Raw genomic sequence first — 23,164 nt, forward strand, 5'->3', positions numbered from 1 at the left:
AAAGCGTGCGGAGAAACGCTCAATATTCCTGACGAAGGACGCTTTTAGCGCGGCCGCTGTCTAGGCCGTACGCTGCACCTCGTACCGCCAGTGTTCGGCATGCTGCATGAACGTGGAAATCACCGCATCGAATGTCGCGATTTCCGCTTCGGCGCCGCCATGCGTTGTTTGTATCGCTTCGAAAACACCGCGATAGTCACAATAGCCTTGCAGTTCTTCGTAGCGGCGCCACCACAGGTCGCCCATTAGGAAAAAGCGGATCCAGGAAAATAGACAGTCGGTCCAATCCTCCAGATACGACTTCAATTGAAGACTGGGACACGACAACAACGTTGCGCGATCCGTTCCGGAGACTCTTACAAGGCGGCCGTCGATGAAGTGGTGTTCGGGGGATTCAATAAACACAAAGCTCATCCGGTCGTTTTCAGGGTACAGACCACGCGGATCGAATAGCTGAAAGTCGATGCCGCGCAGGCGCACCTCATCAAGAAGGACGAGGGATTTACCTTCTCCTGCAGCGCGCACCGGAAGACCGGCCTCGCGGGCCCGCGCAAGCAGCATCTCTGGATGAGCAGTAATGTCTGTGGAAACGCCGACCCCGCCTTGGCGGATCTCATCGACCATTTCGATATTGGCACGTGGCGGGTCTTGCCTCTCCCTGACCACTGTAAGATGTGGACGTTCGCCCGGCCGCAAATAGCTCTCACTAAGGTGAGCCAGCTGCTGCAAATACTCCAAGAGGCGTGCACGCGCCTCTAAGCCGCGGCAGTTGCCTCTCCAAACGACGTTAACCGATGACATGGTGATAAAGGGTCTCCAAACGAAGCTAATTACCCTCGCACCGAGGGCTGCGGCGTTGACTTACCGCACCCTGGGCTGCCACGAACGGACAAGCAAGGAAGTCCGGGAAATAAGGTTGACCGGCACTTCACCAGGTCAGTCGAATTGCTTGAAGGGCCGCAAACCCCGCGCCAGCTGAGACTTCCCAGCATTTTGTTCGAAAGTTGCTTGAAATGGCCCAGTTGGCCAGCCTAGCTAAGGACATGACGACGTCTTCGAGAGACCCAGTACATGTAGTTGGCGGCGGCCTTGCGGGCAGCGAAGCCGCCTGGCAACTCGCGAAGGCGGGCGTTCCGGTAATCCTCCACGAAATGAGACCCGAGCGCGGGACGGAAGCCCACAAAACGGATGGTCTCGCCGAACTCGTCTGCTCCAACTCTTTTCGCTCAGACGATGCGGAGACGAATGCCGTTGGGCTTCTCCATGAGGAGATGCGCCGTTGCGGATCGCTCGTCATGGCGTCAGCGGATGCCCACAAACTGCCCGCAGGCGGTGCGCTCGCTGTGGATCGCGACCTGTTCTCCGCTAGGGTCACCGCGGCGCTTGAGGCGCACACACTCGTCCAGATCGCCCGCGGGGAAGTCGCTGGTTTGCCTCCGGGAGACTGGCGCAGCGTGATCGTCGCCACAGGACCTTTGACTTCCCCGGCTCTAGCAGAGGAGATCGGCGCCCTAACCGGCGAAGAGGAGCTTGCCTTCTTCGATGCCATTGCCCCGATCGTGCACCTTGAGGCCATCGACATGTCGGTGTGCTGGCGGCAATCCCGATACGACAAAGTCGGTCCCGGCGGAACGGGTGCGGACTACATCAACTGCCCTCTCAATCAAGCGCAGTACGACGCCTTCATCAACGCGCTCCTCGCCGGCGAAAAAACGGCGTTCAAGGACTTTGAGAAGACGCCGTATTTCGAGGGCTGTCTGCCGATCGAGGTCATGGCCGAGCGGGGCCGTGACACGCTGCGCTACGGTCCGTTGAAGCCAGTTGGATTGACGAACGCTCATCGGCCCGATGAGAAGCCCTATGCGGTCATCCAGCTGCGCCAAGACAATGCGCTGGGCACGCTTTGGAACATGGTCGGCTTTCAGACCAAGCTTAAGTACGCCGAGCAAGTCCGCGTTTTTCGTATGATCCCAGGGCTTGAGAACGCGGAGTTTGCGCGCCTGGGCGGTCTCCACCGCAACACGTTCCTCAACAGCCCAATACTGCTGGATGAGACCCTACGGCTTAAGGCACAGCCACGCCTCAGATTCGCCGGCCAAGTTACCGGTGTTGAGGGCTATGTGGAGTCTGCCGCTATAGGGCTTATCGCTGGCCGCTTCGCGGCGGCCGAATGGGTGGGGCGGGCCACGTCAGCACCCCCGCCAACGACAGCGCTTGGCGCGCTGCTGGCGCATATTACGGGCGGACATTTGAGCATCGAAGGCAGCAGCAGCCGCAGTTTTCAGCCTATGAATGTGAACTTCGGTCTGTTCCCGCCGGTTACGGTCGAGCGCCGACCGAAGCATCCGGAGCCGCGCCCAGACGGACGGCGTTGGACCAAGGCGCTCGCGCGTAAGACGGCCATGTCAGCCCGCGCACTCACAGACTTGGACGATTGGCTGGGCTCGAAGCATTCCGTCGCCGCAGAATGATGTCTACTTCGCGCGCACGAGACGCCAAAGACGATAAAGCGGGTTGATGCGCGCGATGTCATGCAGCGGATCTTCAACCTTGGCAAGCGCGGTGAGATAGGGTTCGACCAATGCGAGCGGCAGATATGCCGTCTGTCCCGCCTCGTCGAGCCCGGTGCCTTTCATGCCCTGGCCGTAAAGGTGGAACCTTGCTTCCTCAAGCGCTGAGCGCGCCTCCTCACGCATACCGGCGAGAAGTGTCTTGAGTCCCGGTTTGACCTCACCGGAAAAGATATCCGCTGGGGTCGTGCCCACAGCTTCTAACGCATCAGCGGCCAAGTACGTTCGCCCTTTTGCCGCGAGAATCGGCAGGCTTCGCATAACCCGCACCAGCCCATAGGCCCGCCCAGCCGCTTGCGCAATGATCCCCTGGTTTTCCCCTTCGGCGCCCACAATCTCCGCTGCCAGAGCAAAGAGGCCACCGGTCGTATCGAAGAGGTAAGCGTCCAAAGTGCGGCTGTCGGGCATGACGGTCTCGCCAATATCGAAACTGCGCGCATCGATCAACCCCGCGATACGCTCTCGAGAGAGATCGCGGCGCGCTAGCAAGTCTCCGAAGGCGTCGGCGACGGGGTGACCTGTTGTCTCCCCCGCTTCTGCGCGCTCAAGAGCATCGCGCCACCATTGGAGCCGGATCTCCCCGAGTCCGGGCTCGCTCACCTGGTCTGCGATACGGGCCAGTTCCCCGTTCAGGGCAAAGAGTGCGAAGAGATCATGGCGGACCGCTGTTGGAGCAAAGAGCGCGGCGATCGCGCGATCAAGGTCTGCTTTGCGGGCCATCCGCTGGACAGTCGCCGCTCGCTCCCGTTCGTTCACGGCATGACCTCAAACTCACGCTCGGGCTGCCGCCTCTGCCTTACCCTTACCTGCGGTACTTTTGGCTGAACTCGTGCTTCCGGACCAGGCTTCCCGTTGCACGCCAAGAATGAGCTGCATCGGCGAAGCGACAAAGATCGAAGAGTACGCGCCGACAATAATGCCGAAGCACATTGCGATCGCGAAGCCATAGATCGCTTCGCCGCCGAAGAAGAGAAACGGCATCATAGCAAGCAGTGTCGTGACGTGAGTCAGAATGGCACGCGACAGCATCTCGTTGATCGAACGATCAAGGAGTTCGACCAGCGGCATACGCTTGTACTTCCTCAGGTTTTCCCGGATCCGGTCGAAGATCACGACCTTATCGTTCAGGGAGTAGCCGATAATTGTGAGGATCGCGGCGATACTCGAGACGTTAAACTCAAGCTGCATGACAGCGTAGAGGCCAATAGTGGCCGTAACGTCATGAACCAGTGAAGCAACCGCGGCCACAGCGAACTGCCATTCGAAGCGGAACCACACATAGATCATGATGCCGATCATCGCCACCACGACCGCCAGCGTACCCCCTGCGATCAACTCGGACGAAATCGTTGGTCCCACAATCTCGGTGCGCCGATATTCGACGCTATCTCCAAGCGCCTCTTTGACCTTAGCAATAGAGGCCTGTTGCTCTTCCTCGGTCGGTTGTGAAGCGATCCGGATTAGCACCTCATCAGGCTCGCCAAACTCTTGGATCTGAACTTCTCCAAGACCAAGGTCGCTTATCTTTCCTCGAATCTCCGCCAGCTGGGCTGGGTTCTCTTTGGTCTTAATCTCGATCAGCGTTCCGCCTTGGAAATCGATACCCATGTTGAGACCGATTGTGGCGACCAGCACGAGGGGCACGACCGTCAGAAAGGCGGAGACGAACCACGAGATGACGCGTTGGCTAACAAAGTCGATTTTTGTATCCGACGGAACGAATTTGATGCCGCGAAACATGCGCAATTCCTCTAAAGCGGGAGTTCTTTGGGCCGCTTCCATCGCAGCCATCCAGCAACCAACATGCGCGTAACAGTCACGGCAGTGAACATCGAGGCAAGCACACCGATTGTCAGCGTGACGGCAAAGCCTCGGATAGGACCGGAGCCGAGCCAGAACAGCACAAGCACTGCGATCAGCGTCGTAACGTTCGAGTCGATGATCGCGATGAGCGCGCGCGAATAGCCGGAGTCGACGGCAGCGATGGGTGACTTACCTGCCCTGATCTCTTCACGGATACGCTCATTGATGAGCACATTCGCATCCACGGCGATACCAATAACGAGCACGATGCCGGCGATGCCCGGTAGCGTCAGTGTCGCTCCCATAAGCGACAGCACCGCAAAGATTAGTGCAACATTCACGAGCAGGGCGATGTTGGCAAATATGCCAAATAGTCCGTAGGCGGCAAACATGAACAAGACCACGAGGATCATACCTGCGATGGCCGCTTTCTGACCGCTGTCGATAGAGTCGGCGCCGAGGCTTGCGCCAACGGAGCGTTCCTCGATCACGCTGAGCTTGGCCGGAAGCGCGCCGGAACGCAGGAGCACTGCAAGGTCGTTCGCCTCCTGGACAGTGAAGTTGCCGCTGATCTGCCCCGAGCCGCCCAAGATGGGTTCACGAATGACCGGAGCCGAGATCACCTTGTTGTCGAGAATAATGGCGAAGGGTAGCCCTACATTGTCTTGCGTTGCGCGGCCGAACCGCTTGGCGCCGGTCGCGTCGAAACGGAAATTAACAACGGGCTCACCATTGCGTGCGTCGAAGCCCGGCTGAGAGTCGACGAGGCTCTCGCCGCTAACCAACACGCGGTCCTTCAACACGTAGGGAATGGGTGGCTCATCTTCCGAATACAGAAGCTCGGTGCCAGGAGGGAGCTTCTTACTGATGGCGACTTCCGCTGCATTGGCCGAAGCGTCAACCATCTTGAACTCAAGCTTACCCGTTTCGCCGATCAAACCCTTTAGTCGCTGCACATCCGAGACACCCGGGACTTGGACGAGAATGCGATCCCGGCCCTCCCGCTGGATGCTCGGTTCCGTTGTGCCGAAGGCATCCACGCGGCGACGGATGGTCTCAATTGAAGCCTGGATCGCAGAACTAATGCGTTCATTCAATCCAACTTCCGTGGCTGTCAGCGTGATCTTGTCACCACTCCGGGTGACCTCGATATCGTTGCCGGAGAAGCCGCCGAACACATCACTGCCCACAGGCACCGCGAGCTCTTTCAAATCCGCAAATGCCTTTTCAACATCCTCCGGCTTTCGTATGCGAACGGAGACCGAGCGCGCCGCAAGGTTTTGGTTGAGGTCCAGATACCCAATACGGTTGCCGCGCAAGGTTTCACGCACGTCGCCCCGGATTGTGCCAAGCCAATCGTCGACGAGCTCCGTTTCGTCGATGCGGTAGAGCAAGTGCGCGCCGCCTTGCAAGTCCAGCCCAAGATTAACCTGCTTATGTGGAACCCAGCTGGGCAGTCCTTGCAAAGCCGAGGATGGAAATAGGTTAGGTGCTGCGAAGACAAAACCGGCGAACACGATCGCGCCGACGAGTATCACCTTCCACCTTTGGAAATGCAGCATTACCGGATTTGAAACTCCCGATCAGTCGACGGTTCTTCGAATTAGCCTCTACTCGGCCGCCTTCGACTCAGTCTTCGCCGAAGCCGCGGTGTCGCCCTTGCCCCGCACTTCAGAGATTGATGTTCGAAGGACCTTAATCCGAACGCCGTCGGCCACTTCGACATGTAGTTCACTATCGTCGGCCTTCGTTACCTTGCCAATGATACCACCGGACGTCACCACCGTATCGCCCCGGCGGATTGCCTCGATCATCGCGCGATGTTCTTTCATCCGCTTTTGTTGAGGCCGGATCATCAGAAAATACATGATGCCGATGATCAGAATGGTCGGGATGAGCAGGCTATTGAGTGCCTCCATACCGCCTCCACCTGCTTGCGCGTAGGCAAAACCATCCATTGCTCGTCTCTCCCGGTTGGCTTAAGGATTGCCGGAATTGGCCGATTTGGCGTGTCTCACATTCATTGGTGCGAAACGGCTCCAGCGCAATTCTGCGCGACTATACTGTGCCTGCACGCCTTTGCAACGGGGCCCTGATGAACTTTCTGGAACCCATTTCGCGCGTTTTGGAGCGGATTGCGCGTGGGCTGGAGCGGCTCGGACCGCCTGAGGCCGCGACCCCGGACTTCTCCTCGGCAAGCGCTTTCCTGTTTCAGGCCGAAACAGCCAGCTTTATGCCCGTACCTGTGGTCAACTGTGTGCCTCTACCGCTCCTCAAGGGCGTTGACCGCAACAAAGACGTGTTGTTGGCTAATACTGAGCGCTTCGCGCGAGGACTGCCGGCGAATAACGCACTTCTATGGGGTGCGCGCGGCATGGGCAAGAGTTCCCTAATCAAAGCAACCCATTCAGCCCTATGCGAGGGTCATCCTCGACTAAAGCTGATTGAGATCCACCGCGAGGACATCGCAGCCCTCCCCCGAGTCCTCAGCCGTTTGCGGACTGCGCCGAACGATCGCTTCATTCTCTTCTGTGACGACCTTTCCTTCGAAGCGGTCGATAATTCCTACAAATCGCTCAAGGCGGTGCTCGAAGGCGGTATTGAAGGGCGCCCCCAAAACGCCGTGCTCTACGCCACATCGAACCGCCGTCACTTGATGCCACGCGAGATGATCGAAAATGAAACCTCAACGGCGATCAATCCAGCTGAAGCTGTGGAAGAGAAGGTTTCCTTGTCCGACAGGTTTGGTCTTTGGATTGGCTTTCACCAATGCAGTCAGGACGACTATCTCGCCATGGTTCGCGGTTACGCGAACCATTATGGACTGAACGCGTCTCAATCTGACATTGAAGGATCAGCTCTTGAATGGGCGGCAACGCGTGGTAGCCGTTCGGGACGAGTCGCCTGGCAGTTTACTCAAGACCTGGCAGGTCGGCTTGGCAAATCAATCCACTGACTGCAGGGCGCGGTCTGATTAGTCGGCTTGGGCCGACATGCTGCTCATATACTTGGTCGGATCGACAGGGCGTGAGCCCTTACGCAGCTCGAAGTGAACCTGAGGTTCCGTGACAGATCCGCTAGTTCCGGCCTTAGCGATGACCTGTCCACGCGAGACCTTGTCACCACGCTTCACAAGAACACGCTCATTGTTGGCATATGCCGACACCCAATTGTTGGCGTGGCGCACCAGCACCAGGTTCCCATAGCCCTTCAGCTCGTTGCCCGCATAAGCCACGACGCCATTCTCCGCCGCTTTCACCGGCGTGCCCCGAGGTACCGAAATGTCGACGCCGTCATTGTGCCCACCATCGGGCATTGTCCCGAACCCGGAGATAATGGGTCCTTTGACGGGCCAGCGGAAGCTGTTTCCTGAAAGCGGCTCAGGCGTTGGAAGTTGGCCGTTGCTCGTTACGCCGGCAGTAGCGTCAGCGGCGTTCGACGAGCTTTGACTCCGCTGCGATGCAGTGCCTTCTGGAGGCGCGGCGACGGTCGTCGTTGTGACCTTGCGCGGTGCCGGCATCTCCGGCATCGCGGGAATGGCGGGAACGTTGGACGGTTGAGTGGTTTGCACAGGCACTGGCGCAGCAGCTGCCGGCGGCGCCGAGGGCACGGTCGGCGTGAGCACAGCGGTCCGCGTTGGCGCAGCCATGTCTGCACCCGGCATCACAAGAACCTGTCCCGGTCTCAGACGTGCGTCGGCCAGGTTGTTCGCCGCTTGGATCGTTCCAATTGGGACACTGTATTGCTGCGACAAGCTGCTCAGCGTATCGCCCTGTTGCACCGTGACGCGTGGACCCGACGCATAGCTGACGGCTTGAGCGGGCGCAGCCGGCGCTGGTTGCGAATTATAGTACTGATCCTGTGGCGGCTGATACGAAGCCGTCCGAGTCGCGGTTTGCGGCGCAGCTGAGCCGTATCCGCCGCTGGGCGGCAACGATGCGGTGGTTGAGGGGTCGGCCGCTCCGGAGTCGCCCATGCCCAGCAACGGATAATTGAAACGCGTAGAGTCGTCGCTACAGCCTGCAGCGGCAAGCGCCGCCCCCAATGCCAAAATGGCGCACGAAAATCCCCGGATGGAAACCGGTCCAACTGCCACGCGCATAATCGCTGGCCCCCACGCAATACTCGATGGGCCTAGTTAAGCGCGCCGGCAGTAAACAAGGGTTTAAGGCGCAGCGCGGCACGGTCAGAAAGTTGCACTGCGAAAGGCCGTTTCGTTTCAATCTCGTTTCACCCGGCCATGGACGAGTGGCACAAATCGGACTGGCAAAAGCGGCGTCTCGACGAGCCCTTCCGGGGTTTTGTCGATCTGAACGAGGTGCTGCGTATCGCGCGTCTCTCCAAGGGGAATAATCATGCGTCCACCGTCCTTGAGCTGATCGAGCAAGGCGGCAGGCGCATCGAGCCCCGCGGCGGTTACGATGATGCGGTCAAAGGGCGCTTGGGGGGGCCAGCCCAACCATCCATCGCCAATGATCGTCGTGACATTGGTAATCTTGAGCTTGGCGAGGCGCGCCTCGGCCGCCTTCTGAAGCTCGCGCCAGCGTTCGATTGAATAAACCCGCCGGCAAAGCTGCGAGAGGATCGCGGCCTGGTACCCTGACCCCGTCCCGATCTCGAGCACCTTGTGGGTCGGTTTGAGGTCCAATTTCTCCGTCATGTATGCGACGACGTAAGGCTGGGAAATTGTTTGTCCGCAATCGATGGGCAGCGCAATATCTTGGTAGGCGTGCTCCGAGAACGCATCGTCCACAAACACCTCGCGCGGGATGCGCTCCATCGCACGCAATACGTTTGCGTCGCGAATGCCGCGCCGTCGAAGCTGCATGATGAGCCCAATCTGATTTTGCGCTTCCTGACTTTCCATGCCCGCTACCAGGGTCCGTGTCACCCCAACCGTCTTGGAAGTACATTATCGGCCGATTCTGACATTACCGAACAGGGAGTAGAACGGCAGCGCTAGGACTAATTATCCTCTTCTTCCAGGACGGAAGCCAGGTCTTCGAGCGCCCCGCGATCGGTAAAATCGAGGCACAGCGGGGTCACGGAGATCAGATTGGAGCGCACGGCCCACAGGTCGGAACCTTTGGGCGGGTTGGGCCCGCGTTTGGCGATGCCGATCCAGTAGTAGGCCTTCCCGCGCGTATCCATACGATCGTCGATATCGAGCAGCTCCGTATCGCGGAGTCCCTGCACCGTAGCGGCTACGCCCTTCACCTGATCGGGATGGCAGTCGGGGAAGTTCACGTTTATGACCGTCCCTTTCGGCCAACCGGCAGCCAAAAGCTTCCGTACAAGTTCTGCGCCGTGAACCATGGGCGTGTCCCATGGCGGAATACCGATATCGTAGTTGTTGAGTGCCTGGCTCATAGCGATGGACGGCACGCCGAGAAGCGACCCCTCAATAGCCCCGGCAACGGTTCCGGAGTAGTTCACATCGTCGGCCAGGTTCTGACCTCGATTGACACCCGACAGCACAAGGTCTGGGGGCTCATCCTTGAGAAGATAGCGCACGCCCATGATCACGCAGTCTGTCGGGGTCCCTTTGACGGCGTAGCGGCGCTTGCCGAGCTCGCGCATCCGCAACGGCTCCGCGAGGGTCAATGAGTGAGAGGCGCCGCTGTTATCCGTCTCTGGCGCCACAACCCAAACGTCGTCTGTCAAGTCCGTCGCGATCTTTTCCAGCACGTCGAGACCGGCGGCTTCGATACCATCGTCGTTGGTGATCAGAATGCGCATTCTTCGGGTCGTTTCGGGGTCTTCAAGAAATTTGCTGGGTGTTTGAATCAGGCGGACGGCATAATTTTGGCGAGCCCGCCCATGTAAGGATGAAGGACGTCTGGCACCCGGATGCCGCCATCAGCGTCTTGGTAGTTCTCCATAACGGCGATGAGAGCGCGGCCCACCGCCACACCAGAGCCATTCAACGTATGCACCAGGCGTGGGGTTTTCGAGTCAGCCGGGCGATAGCGCGCGCCCATGCGGCGAGCCTGGAAATCGCTGCAGACCGAGCACGACGAAATTTCGCGATACATCCCCTGCCCTGGCAACCATACCTCGATGTCATAGGTCTTCTGCGCTGAGAAGCCCATGTCACCGGTCGACAACACAACGACACGATACGGCAGCCCGAGCTTCCGCAGCACGGACTCGGCGGAAGCCGTCATGCGCTCGTGTTCTTCGGCGGACTGTTCGGGCGTCGTGATCGAGACCAGCTCCACTTTTGTGAATTGATGCTGGCGGATCATGCCGCGCGTATCGCGACCCGCGGCACCGGCTTCGGCACGGAAACACGCCGTACCCGCCGTCACGCGCATTGGAAGGTCGGCCTCGTCTTGGATTGAGTCTCGCACCAAATTTGTCAGCGGCACTTCGGCGGTGGGGATGAGCCAATATCCCTGTCCTGCAGGAAACTGATCCTCTTCGAACTTCGGCAGTTGCGCAGTGCCAAACATAGTGTCGTCGCGCACGAGCAGCGGCGGGTTCACTTCAGTGTAGTCGTGTTCGGACGTATGGAGGTCGAGCATAAATTGGCTCAACGCCCGCTCGAGCCGGGCAAGAGCTCCCGTCAGCACCACAAAGCGCGAACCCGACAGTTTAGCCGCCGTCTCGAAGTCCATAAGGCCTAGCGCCTCACCGAGTTCGAAATGCTGCTTGGGTTCGAAGTTGAAGGTTGGGATGTCACCGACTTTGCGAAGTTCCACATTAGCGTCCTCGTCAGGCCCGACTGGGACGTCGTCCGCCGGCATATTGGGGATACCCGCGAGGAGATCGCGCAGGGCCTGGTCCCAGGCACGCTCATTCTCTTCGTCTCGCTGGATCGTTTCTTTGAGACCCGCCACCTTCTCCTTAAGGGCGTCGGCTTTCGAGCGGTCGCCAGCGCCGATCGCTAGTCCAATCGCCTTTGAGGTCGTGTTGGCGTAGGCCTGCTTTTCCTGCAATTGCTGAATCGTTTCGCGGCGTTGCGAATCCAAGGTGAGGATCTGATTCAAGACTTCGGCGGGCGCGCGCTCGAAGTTGCGCTTCTCAAGCCCAGCGACGAAGGCGTCGGGGTTTTCGCGTATCCATTTGACGTCAAGCACGGTGAAATCTCTTTCGGGTGGTCGGCGGGGTCTGTCTGCCGCCCTCGTATAAGCCCCGAATCCGGCCTTGTCAGCCAGACTTATAGGTTAGTGCTGGGCCCTCGCGGGCCTATGTGGAGGGTGCGGCCGATGGCGCCTCCGCTGCCGCCCGCTTCTTTTCGACCATGCGTACGGCATAGATCGAAACCTCGTAGAGCAACAGTGTGGGCAGCGCCAAGGCCACCTGACTAACGGGATCTGGAGGCGTCAGGACCGCAGCCACAACGAACACACCCAGAATAGCGTGGCGGCGGTAGTATTTCAGCGTGTCAGAGCTAACGAGGCCAGCGCGCGCCAGCAGCGTGAGCAGCACCGGCAGCTGAAAGCAAATGCCGAATCCAATGATCAGCATCATAATGAGAGAAAGATACTCGCTGACCTTGGCGGTCAGGAGAATTTGCACCCCGTCCTCACCCGTCTCTTGCATGGACAGGAAGAACGTCATGGCGAGCGGCATAGCCACAAAATAGACGAGCGCCGCCCCGATCAAAAACAAGATGGGCGTCAAGATAAGAAACGGCAGGAATGCCTTGCGCTCGCTGCGATAAAGGCCCGGCGCCACAAACATATAGAGCTGCGAGGCGATCACCGGGAAGGCAAAAAAGACGGCCCCGAAGAGGGCCAGCTTCACTTGGGTGAAGAAGAACTCTTGTGGTGCCGTATAGATCAGCTCGATCGGGGCATCCACGCCGGCTGCCCAGCGATACGGCCACAGCAAGAGACTGTAGATGGGCTTAGCGAACCAGAAGCAAACGATGAACGCCACGAAGGTCGCCGCCAACGCCCAGAGAAGGCGCCGTCTCAATTCGATCAGATGATCGATGAGCGGGGCCTTGCTCTCATTGATATCGTCGTCATCGCTCACGGCTTCGGCTCGCCGTCTTCAGGTACCGTCGCAGGTCGCTTGACTGCGCGCCGCTTCGTTTTTGCGGGTGCCCGCTTCTTCTCCCCCGCCTTTTTGGCGGCGTTCTTCTCGCCAGCTGTTTTCTTGTTTGCAGCTGGCTTTGCCGGAGTGTCGCTCTGTGGCTCAGGCAACGAGGGCTCCTCGCTAGTGGCCTGCGGCGGCGCGACCAAATTGTTTTCTGCCGGGGCGGAAGGTCCCGTCATCAGAGGTTTGCCGATTGGCTGGTTCAGGTCCGGCGCCCGGCCCATATTCGCCTTGATGGCCTCCAGGTTTTTTCGAACCTCTTCTGCTTCGCTCTCTGCGACAACCTCGTGGAACTGACGCCGAAAGTCCGCAGCCATGCGGCGTCCCTTCCCGGCATAGAAGCCGACCGTGCGCATCAGCTTGGGCAGATCCTTCGGGCCGACCACTACGATCGCCACGATGGCAAGTACCAAAAGTTCCGACCAACCAATGTCCAGCATGGGCTTTGGAGAGGCGCTTAGGGGCTCTAGCGGACCGGGCCGGCCTCGCGGAAGCGCGGCGCCTAGCTCGATTTCTGCTTCTCAGGCTCGTGCGACTTCGCTGGCGGAACGGTGGCCTCCTGTTGGATCACCTTTGCATCCGCGACTTCCTTGTCTTCGTCCTCGAGGCCGGACTTGAAGCTCTTGATGCCCTTCGCCACGTCGCCCATCAGGTCGGAGATCTTGCCCCGCCCGAAAAGGAGAACGAACAGCAATATGACAATTGCGATTTGCCACCAACTTGGTCCCATAGTTGACCTCCATGGCCGACCTCCACACGGGGAGATCATGTCAAGCGTTTCAACGATTTGACCGCACTATGGCAGCAAAAACACCGAGCCCGCAAGCGAGCTCCCATCTGCCGTGCATCTAAGCCTTAGTCTTCACCAGCCGCGAAGATCAGCACCGCGCCTTCGTCGACTCCAACGCCAACCTCGTCTCCGCGTCGAGGCATGTCCGCATCGCGAACGCGGACGAGAATGGGCGTCTCAATCTCGCTTACCGCAATTTCCAGAAGCCCCACATCCCCTAAGAATCGTGTGTCCAGTACGCGGCCTGGGGTGCCTTGCTCCGGCTTCAAAAGCCGGATGCCGCCCTGGCGCACACAGACGATGACACTGGTGCCGTCCGCAAAATTTTCGGCTCCGAACGTACCAAGAGGTGTCCTCGCCTGCCCACCTTGAACACACACTTCAAGCTCATTTAGCTCCGAGAAGGTCCTCGCCGTGAAAATGTCCTTCGGCGAGCGGTACAGTTCTGGTGCGGAACCTATCTGAACAACCCGCCCCTCGCGCATCAGCGCGATGACATCGCCCATTCGCATGGCTTCCTCCGGGTCGTGCGTGACAACAATGCAAGTCGCTCGCGACTCCCGAATAATGGCCAGGGTCTCTTCGCGCATGCTCTCACGCAACTGCGCGTCAAGACCGGAGAACGGCTCATCCATCAGAATAACGCCCGGACGCGGGGCGATGGCGCGGGCAAGCGCAACGCGCTGCTGCTGGCCGCCGGATAAGATATGCGGGTAATCGCCCTCGTAACGGGCAAGCCCAACACGCTTTAGGGCCGCGCGCGCTTCCTCTCTCGCCTCCTGCTTGCTCAGTGAGTGCAGGCCGAATGCCACATTGTCCAAGATCGTGAGATGCGGAAACAGCGCAAAGTCTTGGAACATGAGACCCACGCCACGCTTCTCTGGCGGCACGAAGCGATTGGGGCCCGCAACCTCCTGGTCGTCCAGGAAAATGGCGCCACTGCTCGGGGCTTCTACACCAGCAATAACGCGCAGCAGGGTTGTTTTCCCGCAGCCCGACGGTCCAAGCAAACAGAGGACCTTGCTGGGCTCCACTTCAAGCGACACGTCATTGAGCGCGAAGGCCGTGTCATAGCTCCGGGAGACGTGATCGACCTTTAGGTGAGCCGCGAAAGTCACGGCGGCTTTCCCACGCCCGGCACGAAGTCGGCCATTTGCGGTGCTGGCTGCGCGCGCCTTGAAAACGTTGGACATCAGAATGGTCTACGCGAAGCGTAGGCCGAGATGCAACGCCTCGCAGTAGCCCGATTAGCAACGGTGCGGAGGGTTGCCTAGTCGCTTTGCGGCTCTGGGCCAGCCGGGTCGCTGGCCGCGAGCACGTCGTCGTCATTGGCGCCGAGAGGCTCGTCTGGTTCTGCGTCCTCCAATGGGTCCTCGTCCTCGCGCAGCTCGGCGGCATCATCGGGGCTCGGCATGGAGAATCCTGGCGGCAAGTTCGAATCCAAAAGGCCAGCGCCCTTTAGTTCTCGCAAGCCTGGAAGGTCTTGGATCTGCTCGAAGCCGAAATGCTCCAGAAAGTGGTCCGTCGTACCGTAGGTCACTGGACGCCCAGGCGCGCGGCGACGACCTCTCGGTTTGATCCAGGTGGTCTCTAAGAGAACGTCGAGCGTTCCCTTCGATGTTGAGACCCCGCGGATTTCTTCAATTTCCGCACGCGTCACCGGCTGGTGGTAGGCGATGATCGCCAACGTCTCGAGTGCGGCGCGCGACAGGCGCCGCTGCGCAACCGCTTGGCGCTCCAGCAGGTAGGACAGATCATCCGCGGTGCGGAAGGCCCATTTGCCGGCCACGCGAACGAGATTGACGCCGCGCCCTGCGTAAAGTCCCTGCAACTCCTCAAGGAGCGCCTTAACGTCTTCCTCCACTCCGAAATGAAGCGCGAGTTCTTTCTCCTTCAGTGGTTCTTTAGCGGCAAACAGGAGCGCCTCAATGACGCGAAGTTTCTCTCTCCGGTCGGCCGACGGCAACGCCATCACGTTTGACGGCAGCGGCAGCATCGGCGCATCTGCGCCCTTCTCTTCGATGTCTGCCGTCACCTCGAACACCTTCTCCGCCTGCTCTGCGGACATTTGCGCCGCCGCGCCCTGTGTTGTCACCGTCTTTTTCGCCTCTGTCTGCGACATCTTCGCGGGGTCGCCCTCTACTGTCTTCAAAACCTCATCGAGCTGTTGAAGCGCTGCCTCACCCTCACTGAGGCTCTGCGCCAGGTCCGAAATGCCCTCCACGACCTCCGCGATCGAAGGAGTCTCATCCTTTGACCGGCCCCTATCAGAGTTCGCCCGCTTGTTTCGCGTGGACCGTGATGACGACAATTTGGGCTTCGGCATAGGATACCCCTCGCAGTTTCAATCTCCGTCGACGCCGATACTTGTTACCCAACCTCTAGCAATTTCGTTGAGCCGCCCCCTATACGGCTCCGTCACGGCGGCGGACAAGAAGCGGCGCGAACGATTTCGCCTGGCGGATCTCCACTGCGCCCTCGCGTGTCATTTCCAGGGTCGCCGTGAAACTCGACGCCAGCGCTGTGCGTCGGATCTCGGGCTCCACCAAAAATTCCGCTAAAATCTGGTCAAGCGGCGCCCATTCGCAGGCCATGCCCAAGAGCCGTTCCAGCTCGTCGCGGGCTTCCTTAAGTGACCAAACAGGCCGCTTCTCCATATGCAACGTCCGTACAGCATTCCGTTGACGCTGTTGTGCGTAGGCCTTCAACAAGTCGTAGACGTTCGCATCGTAAACGCTCGTCCGCGTTACTCGAATGGGCTCTGGCTTTCCCCTGGGAAACACATCGCGACCAAGGCGTTTGCGGGTCATCAACTGCGCAGCGGCATCGCGCATGGCATCAAGGCGCTGAAGCCGGAAAGCGAGCATCGCCGCCAATTCCTCTCCGGAAGGCTCGTCTTCATCCGACGGCTCAGGCGGCAAAAGCAGCTTCGACTTCAGAAACGTGAGCCACGCGGCCATCACGAGATAGTCCGCTGCCAGTTCGAGACGCAGGCGCTTCGCCTCTTCGATGAACTCGAGATATTGCTGCGCTAATGCGAGGACTGAGATCTTTGCGAGGTCCACTTTCTGCGTACGTGCCATCGCCAATAGCAAGTCGAGCGGACCTTCGAACCCTTCGACGTCAACGCGCAGTCTTGCGTCCTGGTCTTGATCAAACTCGTCAGCGCTGTCCCAGTCGGCTGTGTCCGACCCGTCGCCGCTGCTTCCTGTCTGATTCATTTCGCGGTTCTCGGTCATGCCGGCTCCGTTGGATCGGCGCCGACGTTCGCCACCCGCACGGCCGCAGCCTCGTGGACAACCGCAAGCGCCTCCGCCTCGTCGAAAGGTTCGGGATCGTGGAGACAACCAAGAGCACGCTCGAACCGGTCGAGCGACTCGCCCGATAGGCCGGGCGCCGCAGCCGCGACGTCAGCCATCTCATCGAAGTCTCCGCTGCAATGAAGGGCCACGTCGCAGCCCGCCTCAACAACTGCACGCGTGAGGTCGCCGGGCGTCCCAGAGAGCGCCTTCATGCAGATGTCGTCCGTCATTATCAAACCCGTTAGTCCCAATCGATCGCGAATCAATTCCTTCATTATAACCGGTGACAGCGTTGCTGGGTTCTGCTCGTCATACGCAGGGAGGAGAACATGTGCGGTCATAGCCAAGGGGGCATCCCGCAATTCCCGAAATGGCAGAAAGTCGATATCGTCCAGCGCATCGCGCGAAACATCGATATGTGGCAATGACTTATGGCTATCGGCTAAGGCGCGTCCATGACCCGGGACGTGCTTGATTACCGGCAAGACGCCGCCGGCGAGCATCCCATTCATGACAGCACGCCCCAGAACCGCGACAGCCTCCGGATCTGTGGAAAAGGCCCTATCGCCAATGATGTCGTGGGCACCGATCTGCCGGACGTCGATACACGGTGTGCAGTCCACGTTGATTCCGAGATCGTGGAGCTCTGCCGCAATGAGGCGTGCCGCCGCAAAAGCTGCGCGCTGCCCTGCTCCCTTATCCGTGGTGTAGAGGTCGCCAAAAACCTGCGCAGGCGGCATTTCACGCCAATGCGGGGCGCGAAGCCGCTGGACCCGTCCGCCCTCCTGATCGACAAGGATAAGGACGCGCTCAGTCCCAACGACCGACTTGAAATCCGCAGCGAGCGAGCGGACCTGGTCTGGGTTTTCGACGTTGCGTCTGAAGAGAATGAGACCGCACGGCCTCTCGGCCGCAAAGAGATCCCGTTCGGCAGCCGTTAGGGCTGTCGATGCGCAGCCAGAGATGAATGCTTTGAATGCCATACTCCGGGGCTAGCCCCAGCACAGGTCGCGGTCAAGCGGTCTCTTCGTGTCCTACTGCGCCATCACCAGGCAATCGCTATGACCCTTGGACTTCAGCTGACCGCAAAGGCGGTATGCGGCGTCCTTGTCGGCCATGGGACCAACCTGCAGCCGGTACCAGGTTCCCTTGGGCCCAAGATCGGTCTTGCGAACGAGGGGCTGGTAGCTGCTGAGGAGGCTCGGGTATTTTTGCTGCGCGTCGGCGAAGTTCGCCAGCGCATCGGTCTGGCTCTTGCTGGAGCCGAGCTGAACCACATATGAGGAGGTCGCAGTAGCTGGCGCTGCAGCAGCGACCTGCTGAGGTGCGGCTGCAGGCTGCTGATTGGCGGGCAACGGCATCATGTTCGGCTGCGCCATTGCGCCATTTGCTTGGGCGATCGCACCGTTCGCTTGCGCTGCGGCGGCCGTTGCGGCAGTAGCGGCAGCCGCAGCTGCTGCGGGCGCCTCTACCGAGCCGTCGGGATTCACCACCATTGTCCTAACCTTACGGGGACCTCCCTCAGCTGCGGCTGGGCCAGCCGTTGCGACAGCAGCCGGCAAACCGGCAGTGGCTCCCGCAGGCGGCAGCGCCGGGACGGCTACATCCTCTTGCCGCGGCACCAAACGCTCGGACTCGGGCGTCGCCCCATTGGTCAGGCGGTCATAGATCAGTTTGTTCTTGTGCGGGAATTCTTTGCCACCCGGTGAATCCGGCGCGGCTTTCACAGGCGAGGCGTCTGCCGTAACCACCGGCGCGTCACCGCTGCCAATGACGCCACCGCTCTGCTTGTAGGCGTATGCGAGCGCGCCACCGAGCGCAATCGCGCCCAAAAGTGCGCTTGCTATCATTACGGCGCTCCGACCTTTGAGCGTGCCCATGACCTTGGACTTAAGGCCTGCGTCCGCGGCGGCACTTGCGTCCACGAAATCGGCATCACCGCTAGCGTCGAGAAAATCCTGCGGTGCTCCCTGCATGTTCGCGCGGGGATCAACAAGCGCAATCTCCGGCGGCTGCCCATAGTTCGGGTCAACAGTCTGCAACTGCTGGGCAGGGTTTGCTGGCGGAACATGACCGTACGGCACGCCCTGTTGCACGCCAGGTTGCGCGTACATGGTCGGGTCTTCAGCGCCTGGCATGGGCTGAGCCGCGTACGCTTCAGGTGCTTGCGCCGCGTATGCCTCGGGCTGATGCGTCGCGTATGCCTCGGGCTGCTGCGTCGCGTATGCCTCGGGCTGCTGCGTCGCGTATGCCTCAGGCTGCTGCGTCGCTGGAGACTCTTGGTGCTGCGCCGGAAATGTGCCGGGTTGCTGGGGCGCATACGCCTCAGGTTGCGGCATGATAGGCGTCTCTGACCGGAAGACGTCAGCGGCACTCGGGAGCGCGTCGAAAGCGGTCGGCGCCGATTGATAGGCCGTCGCCGCAGGCGCTGGCGCCTGTGCCGGCGCAGCGGTCGGCGCTGTTAGGTCCGGGGTGGTGAGATCGGGAAACGAGGCATCGGCCTGCGGCGTACCTGCGTCTGCAAGGGACTCCTCCACAAGGGGCGTGGCCGGCTGTTCAGGGGCAGCGGTAAGGTTCACATCGCCGAAAATCGAGTCTGGGAAACCCGGATCAGCGGCGCCGAGGTCTGGAATGTCTCCACTCGCTGGCGCCGGCTCCGGAGCCGTTGATGCTGCGTAAGCCTGAGGCTGCGTTTGAGGCTGCGGTTGAGCTGGGGGCGGTTGAACGCCCGGAAAGGCCGATGGTTGCGGAGGTTGAACCGCTGGATCGGCATAAGTCTGAGGCTGCGGGTTAAAGGCACTAGGCGTTGGCTGCGGAGCAGCGGGCTGACCGGGCGCTCCAGTTTGTGGGGCGCCGCGCGTTACCGGTGTGAAGGACGGCATCTGCGCAAATGACGGGCCGGTGTTTCCGAAAATAGACGGCTGTCCGGAATTTGGCTGACCTGGCCGGCCGGCTCCTTGAACCATAGAAGGTACCTCACTCTTTCCGGTGTTTGTCTGGTCTGTCCCCCCACGGCGGAACACCAGACTTATTTGTAGCGTTTAGCCAGCGGCAAAATCAGCTCTTGGCATAGCAATAATAGAATACAGAAAGTCCGGCAATTTAACGTCCGAACCCACCCTCTTTGGTGGATATGGTTACCACCCCCGAACCATCTCGCACACTCGGGCTCAATCAATGCAATTCGTGCACCGCGCGAACGCCGAGGATCCCCAATCCCGAGGCCAACACTTGCTGTGTGGCAACAACAAGCGCAACACGCGCACGTGTTAACTCTAGGTCGTTTTGGTGAATAAAACGTAATTGTGGCAAGTCTTTGCCTCGGTTCCATAGACCATGGAAGTCTCCAGCAAGATCGTAAAGATAAAACGCGATCCTATGCGGCTCGTGTGCTTCAGCAGCTGCCTCGACCAGACGCGGGAACTGCGCCAGACGGCGCATCAGCGCCAGCTCGCTTTCGTCTTCCAGGCGATCGAGGTCTGCCGTAGCCAGGTGTTCCCGGTCCAGCACAAGGTGCCGAAACGCTTCGGCGGCATTTCGCTGGACCGAGCTGGCTCGAGCGTGGGCATATTGGACATAGAATACGGGGTTGTCGCGTGACTGCTCCGTGACCTTGGCGAAGTCAAAATCAAGCGGGGCATCGTTTTTCCGGTAGAGCATCATAAACCGGACCGGGCCGGCCCCGACCTCATCCACAACGTCTCTCAAAGTCACGAATGTTCCGGCGCGCTTGGACATCTTCACCGGTTCTCCCGCGCGAAATAAGCGAACGAGCTGACAGATTTTGACGTCCAGCTGGGCCAGGCCGTCGGTCAGGGCCTGAAGTGCGGCGGACATCCGCTTGATATGTCCGCTGTGGTCCGCGCCCCAGACATCAATCATCGACCGAAAACCGCGTCTGAACTTGTCGTAGTGGTAGGCGATATCGGCGGCGAAGTAGGTGTAAGTCCCGTCGGCCTTGACCAAGGGCCGGTCTTGGTCGTCTCCAAATTCGGTTGACCGAAACAGAAGCTGGACCCGGTCCTCCCAGTCCTCGTCTAACTTTCCCTTGGGCGGCGGCAGACGTCCCTCATAGACCAGCCCCTTCGATTTGAGATCGGCGATCGTCTCGGCGACTTCATCCTCGCCGTCGATCATCGAGCGCTCGGAGAAGAAGACGTCGTGCCGAATGTCGAGTTGGGCCAAGTCGTTCTCAATCATGCCGAGCATCGCCTTTAACGCAGCACTCCGCACGAGCGGCAGCCATTCGGCTTCAGTCATCTCAAGGAGATCGCGACCATGGTTACTTGCTAGGTTCTGGCCTACCGGCTTCAAATAATCGCCGGGGTATAGCCCTTCGGGAATCTCGCCAATGTCTTCTCCGAGCGCTTCGCGGTAGCGCAAGAATGCTGAACGAGCGAGCACATCGACCTGTGCGCCGGCATCGTTCACATAGTACTCCCGGGTCACTTCGTGACCGGCAAAAGCCAGAAGATTGGCTAAGGCATCACCAAACACGGCGCCTCTGCAGTGCCCGACATGCATAGGGCCAGTCGGGTTCGCTGACACGTACTCAACGTTAATCGCATCGCCCTTGCCGATGGCACTTCTGCCGAACGCGTCGCCCTGCTCAAGCACCATTCGGCATACGCTGGGCCAGAAACTCTGCTTCAGCGTCAGATTGATGAAGCCAGGCCCCGCGATCTCGACAGTCTCGACGAAAGGATCAGAAGAGAGCAACGGCACAATGCGTTCCGCTAGCGCCCGCGGCGGAAGCTTCGCAGGCTTTGCAAGCACCATGGCGGCATTGGTAGCAAGATCCCCGTGACCGGCATCCTTGGGAGCTCCCAAAGAGATTCCCTGGACACTCGCGTCCTTAGGCACGACACCGTCGTGTTTCAGTTGCTGAACGGCTGCCAAAACGTGGCCGTGAAACCCAGAAAAGACGTCCATAAATTCTCCGGAAGAAGTGTGGCGAGCGCCTATCGCAAATCCGGTGTCGCGTCAAACAAACGGCGGTGTTCGGCAATGGCGTAACGATCTGTTTGCCCGGCAATGAAGTCGGCTACGTGACGGGCTGACGCGCGCGCATCTTCCCCGCGTACCGCCTCTCTCCACTCGGGCGGCAAAGCGCTCGGGTCGCGCGTGTAGCGGTCAAACAGCTCGACCACGATATCCTCTGCGCCGCCCATGATGCGCATGACCCGGGGATGGCGATAGACCCGATCGAACAAGAAACCCCGGAGCTGTATCAGTTCAGTGCTCATCGACTTCGAGAACAACACAGTTGGCCGTTTGGCGCCGCGCACCCCCTCCACGCTCTGCAATGGCAGGACCGAAATGCGCCGCTCCGTTTCGCCGACCAAATCTTTGACCATGGTCGTAATCAGGCGCCTCCTCAGTTCGTACAGACGTCGCGCGGGCTCAAGCAGTGAATAGGCACTATCCAGTTCATCAAGAAAACGCGCCGCCAACGGAATGTCGGCAAGCTCGGAAAACGAAAAACAACCTGCGCGGTAGCCGTCGTCAATGTCGTGTGCATAGTACGCGATGTCATCCGCAAGAGCAGCAATCTGGGCTTCGATCGAAGAATAGGTGTCGAGCTCGAGGTCGTGCATTGCGCAGTAGTCGAGAATCGGCTCGGGGATTGGCGCCACTTCGGCGCGTAGTGGACCGTTATGTTTGACGAGGCCTTCGAGCGTCTCCCAAGTCAGGTTGAGCCCATCGAATCCGCCGTAGGTCTGTTCGAGCTTCGTCACAACGCGCAATGACTGCGCGTTGTGGTCGAAACCGCCCGCGTCAGCGACGGCAGCATCGAGCGCACGTTCACCGGCGTGACCAAATGGGGGATGACCAAGGTCGTGGGCCAACGCAACTGCTTCGGTCAAGTCCTCGTCGACCCGAAGTGCCCGCGCAATGCTGCGCGCAATCTGAGAGACCTCCAGACTATGGGTGAGGCGAGAGCGGTAGTGATCGCCTTCATGAAAAATGAAAACTTGCGTCTTGTAATTCAAGCGGCGGAAAGCCGTCGAATGCAATATCCGGTCGCGATCGCGCGCATAGGGTCTACGGAGGGGATCGACTTCTTCGGGAAGCCATCGTCCTCGGCTCGAACGAACATCTTGGGCGTAGGGCGCAAGCGTGCCGTACGGCAGCGGATCCGAGTGTGTGCCGCTGGGTACGGCTCCGAGTTCCCGAGCGGCCCTATCTCCTGGCTTGTCGATTGACAATGGCTTTAGCCAATCCCATCATTTAACCAATAAGGATTGGCTAACCGAAGATGAGCGAACCGTCTATCACCATTAGCCCGAGCGCGGCCAAGCGCATCGTGGAACTCGTTGGCGCAGATGAAAACGCGGAATTATTCCGCGTGAGCGTCGACGGCGGCGGCTGCTCGGGGTTCCAGTATCGCTTTGAATTGATTGAGAGCGCCGCCCCGGACGACTTGCTCATAGAGCGCGACGGAGCAACGGTTGCCGTAGACCCCACCTCGATCCCGTTCATGGTGGGTTCGGAGATCGACTTTGTCGACGAGTTGATCGGCGCTCAGTTCAAGATAAGCAATCCCAACGCGACGGCTTCTTGCGGCTGCGGCACAAGCTTTTCGATCTAGCCAAGGCGTCATTCATCCGAGCATCCATCCAGTTGCCCCCAGCAGCCGGCCATGGCTA

General features: G+C 59.7%; 22 protein-coding genes. 3 read left to right on the forward strand and 19 right to left on the reverse strand.

The features are described from left to right. Positions 1 to 60 precede the first annotated feature (60 nt). Positions 61 to 801 carry a hypothetical protein gene (locus AC33YF_RS06800; RefSeq protein WP_491776447.1) on the reverse strand — a complete coding sequence of 247 codons (741 nt, stop codon included), beginning with the start codon at positions 799 to 801 and terminating at the stop codon, positions 61 to 63. Between the two features lie 242 nt (positions 802 to 1,043). Between AC33YF_RS06800 and trmFO the strand changes: the two genes are divergently transcribed. Continuing rightward, positions 1,044 to 2,471 carry a methylenetetrahydrofolate--tRNA-(uracil(54)-C(5))-methyltransferase (FADH(2)-oxidizing) TrmFO gene (gene trmFO / locus AC33YF_RS06805; protein ID WP_491776448.1) on the forward strand — a complete coding sequence of 476 codons (1,428 nt, stop codon included), beginning with the start codon at positions 1,044 to 1,046 and terminating at the stop codon, positions 2,469 to 2,471. Between the two features lie 3 nt (positions 2,472 to 2,474). Here trmFO and AC33YF_RS06810 read toward each other — a convergent pair whose 3' ends face one another. From AC33YF_RS06810 to yajC, 4 genes are read right to left on the reverse strand one after another with little or no spacing between them, the layout of a single operon-like run. Then, the gene (locus AC33YF_RS06810) at positions 2,475 to 3,290 is read right to left on the reverse strand and encodes a phytoene/squalene synthase family protein (RefSeq protein ID WP_491776449.1); all 816 of its coding nucleotides are present in this window, start codon (positions 3,288 to 3,290) and stop codon (positions 2,475 to 2,477) included. Between the two features lie 51 nt (positions 3,291 to 3,341). Next, complete coding sequence (secF, locus tag AC33YF_RS06815; RefSeq protein WP_491776450.1) at positions 3,342 to 4,310, reverse strand: protein translocase subunit SecF; 969 nt, start codon at positions 4,308 to 4,310, stop codon at positions 3,342 to 3,344. 11 nt (positions 4,311 to 4,321) lie between these two features. Then, positions 4,322 to 5,935 (reverse strand): protein translocase subunit SecD, encoded by a 1,614-nt coding sequence (secD, locus tag AC33YF_RS06820; RefSeq protein WP_491776451.1) that lies wholly within the window; start codon positions 5,933 to 5,935, stop codon positions 4,322 to 4,324. Between the two features lie 48 nt (positions 5,936 to 5,983). After that, positions 5,984 to 6,331, reverse strand: a complete 348-nt coding sequence (yajC, locus tag AC33YF_RS06825) for a preprotein translocase subunit YajC (RefSeq protein ID WP_491776452.1) — start codon at positions 6,329 to 6,331, stop codon at positions 5,984 to 5,986. 137 nt (positions 6,332 to 6,468) lie between these two features. Between yajC and AC33YF_RS06830 the strand changes: the two genes are divergently transcribed. Next, positions 6,469 to 7,329, forward strand: coding sequence for an ATP-binding protein (locus tag AC33YF_RS06830; protein ID WP_491776453.1), 861 nt, complete (start codon positions 6,469 to 6,471; stop codon positions 7,327 to 7,329). 18 nt (positions 7,330 to 7,347) lie between these two features. On the opposite strand, the gene AC33YF_RS06835 is transcribed toward AC33YF_RS06830, so the two are convergent. From AC33YF_RS06835 to AC33YF_RS06900, 14 genes are all read right to left on the reverse strand, one after another. Next, a complete protein-coding gene (locus AC33YF_RS06835) occupies positions 7,348 to 8,475 on the reverse strand; it encodes a peptidoglycan DD-metalloendopeptidase family protein (RefSeq protein WP_491776454.1) in 1,128 nt (375 codons plus the stop codon). Positions 8,476 to 8,592: 117 nt separating this feature from the next. Next, positions 8,593 to 9,240 (reverse strand): protein-L-isoaspartate(D-aspartate) O-methyltransferase, encoded by a 648-nt coding sequence (locus AC33YF_RS06840; RefSeq protein ID WP_491776469.1) that lies wholly within the window; start codon positions 9,238 to 9,240, stop codon positions 8,593 to 8,595. Positions 9,241 to 9,338: 98 nt separating this feature from the next. Next, complete coding sequence (surE, locus tag AC33YF_RS06845; protein ID WP_491776455.1) at positions 9,339 to 10,112, reverse strand: 5'/3'-nucleotidase SurE; 774 nt, start codon at positions 10,110 to 10,112, stop codon at positions 9,339 to 9,341. A 47-nt stretch (positions 10,113 to 10,159) separates the two neighbouring features. Further along, complete coding sequence (serS, locus tag AC33YF_RS06850) at positions 10,160 to 11,455, reverse strand: serine--tRNA ligase (RefSeq protein ID WP_491776456.1); 1,296 nt, start codon at positions 11,453 to 11,455, stop codon at positions 10,160 to 10,162. A 109-nt stretch (positions 11,456 to 11,564) separates the two neighbouring features. Beyond that, positions 11,565 to 12,359 (reverse strand): twin-arginine translocase subunit TatC, encoded by a 795-nt coding sequence (tatC, locus tag AC33YF_RS06855; RefSeq protein ID WP_491776457.1) that lies wholly within the window; start codon positions 12,357 to 12,359, stop codon positions 11,565 to 11,567. After that, positions 12,356 to 12,862, reverse strand: a complete 507-nt coding sequence (tatB, locus tag AC33YF_RS06860; RefSeq protein WP_491776458.1) for a Sec-independent protein translocase protein TatB — start codon at positions 12,860 to 12,862, stop codon at positions 12,356 to 12,358. Before tatB ends, tatC begins: the two co-directional genes overlap by 4 nt. A 62-nt stretch (positions 12,863 to 12,924) precedes the next feature. Further along, the gene (gene tatA, locus AC33YF_RS06865) at positions 12,925 to 13,152 is read right to left on the reverse strand and encodes a twin-arginine translocase TatA/TatE family subunit (RefSeq protein ID WP_491776459.1); all 228 of its coding nucleotides are present in this window, start codon (positions 13,150 to 13,152) and stop codon (positions 12,925 to 12,927) included. Between the two features lie 125 nt (positions 13,153 to 13,277). Continuing rightward, the gene (locus tag AC33YF_RS06870) at positions 13,278 to 14,405 is read right to left on the reverse strand and encodes an ABC transporter ATP-binding protein (protein WP_491776460.1); all 1,128 of its coding nucleotides are present in this window, start codon (positions 14,403 to 14,405) and stop codon (positions 13,278 to 13,280) included. Positions 14,406 to 14,482: 77 nt separating this feature from the next. Continuing rightward, positions 14,483 to 15,208, reverse strand: coding sequence for an SMC-Scp complex subunit ScpB (gene scpB / locus AC33YF_RS06875; RefSeq protein ID WP_491776470.1), 726 nt, complete (start codon positions 15,206 to 15,208; stop codon positions 14,483 to 14,485). Between the two features lie 409 nt (positions 15,209 to 15,617). Continuing rightward, entirely contained in the window at positions 15,618 to 16,433 is an 816-nt protein-coding gene (locus tag AC33YF_RS06880) for a segregation and condensation protein A (protein ID WP_491776471.1), read from the reverse strand. Between the two features lie 14 nt (positions 16,434 to 16,447). Next, positions 16,448 to 17,497: a beta-N-acetylhexosaminidase gene (gene nagZ, locus AC33YF_RS06885; protein ID WP_491776461.1), complete on the reverse strand. Its 1,050-nt coding sequence runs from the start codon at positions 17,495 to 17,497 to the stop codon at positions 16,448 to 16,450. A 51-nt stretch (positions 17,498 to 17,548) separates the two neighbouring features. Then, positions 17,549 to 19,396: an SPOR domain-containing protein gene (locus AC33YF_RS06890; RefSeq protein WP_491776462.1), complete on the reverse strand. Its 1,848-nt coding sequence runs from the start codon at positions 19,394 to 19,396 to the stop codon at positions 17,549 to 17,551. 292 nt (positions 19,397 to 19,688) lie between these two features. Next, positions 19,689 to 21,446, reverse strand: coding sequence for an arginine--tRNA ligase (gene argS / locus AC33YF_RS06895; protein ID WP_491776463.1), 1,758 nt, complete (start codon positions 21,444 to 21,446; stop codon positions 19,689 to 19,691). A 29-nt stretch (positions 21,447 to 21,475) separates the two neighbouring features. Beyond that, entirely contained in the window at positions 21,476 to 22,648 is a 1,173-nt protein-coding gene (locus tag AC33YF_RS06900; protein ID WP_491776472.1) for a deoxyguanosinetriphosphate triphosphohydrolase, read from the reverse strand. Positions 22,649 to 22,773: 125 nt separating this feature from the next. On the opposite strand from AC33YF_RS06900, the gene erpA reads away from it, so the two are divergent. Further along, positions 22,774 to 23,106 (forward strand): iron-sulfur cluster insertion protein ErpA, encoded by a 333-nt coding sequence (gene erpA / locus AC33YF_RS06905; protein ID WP_491776464.1) that lies wholly within the window; start codon positions 22,774 to 22,776, stop codon positions 23,104 to 23,106. The last annotated feature ends 58 nt before the right edge of the window (positions 23,107 to 23,164 follow it).

It is taken from the genome of Methyloceanibacter sp. (genome assembly GCF_058506495.1).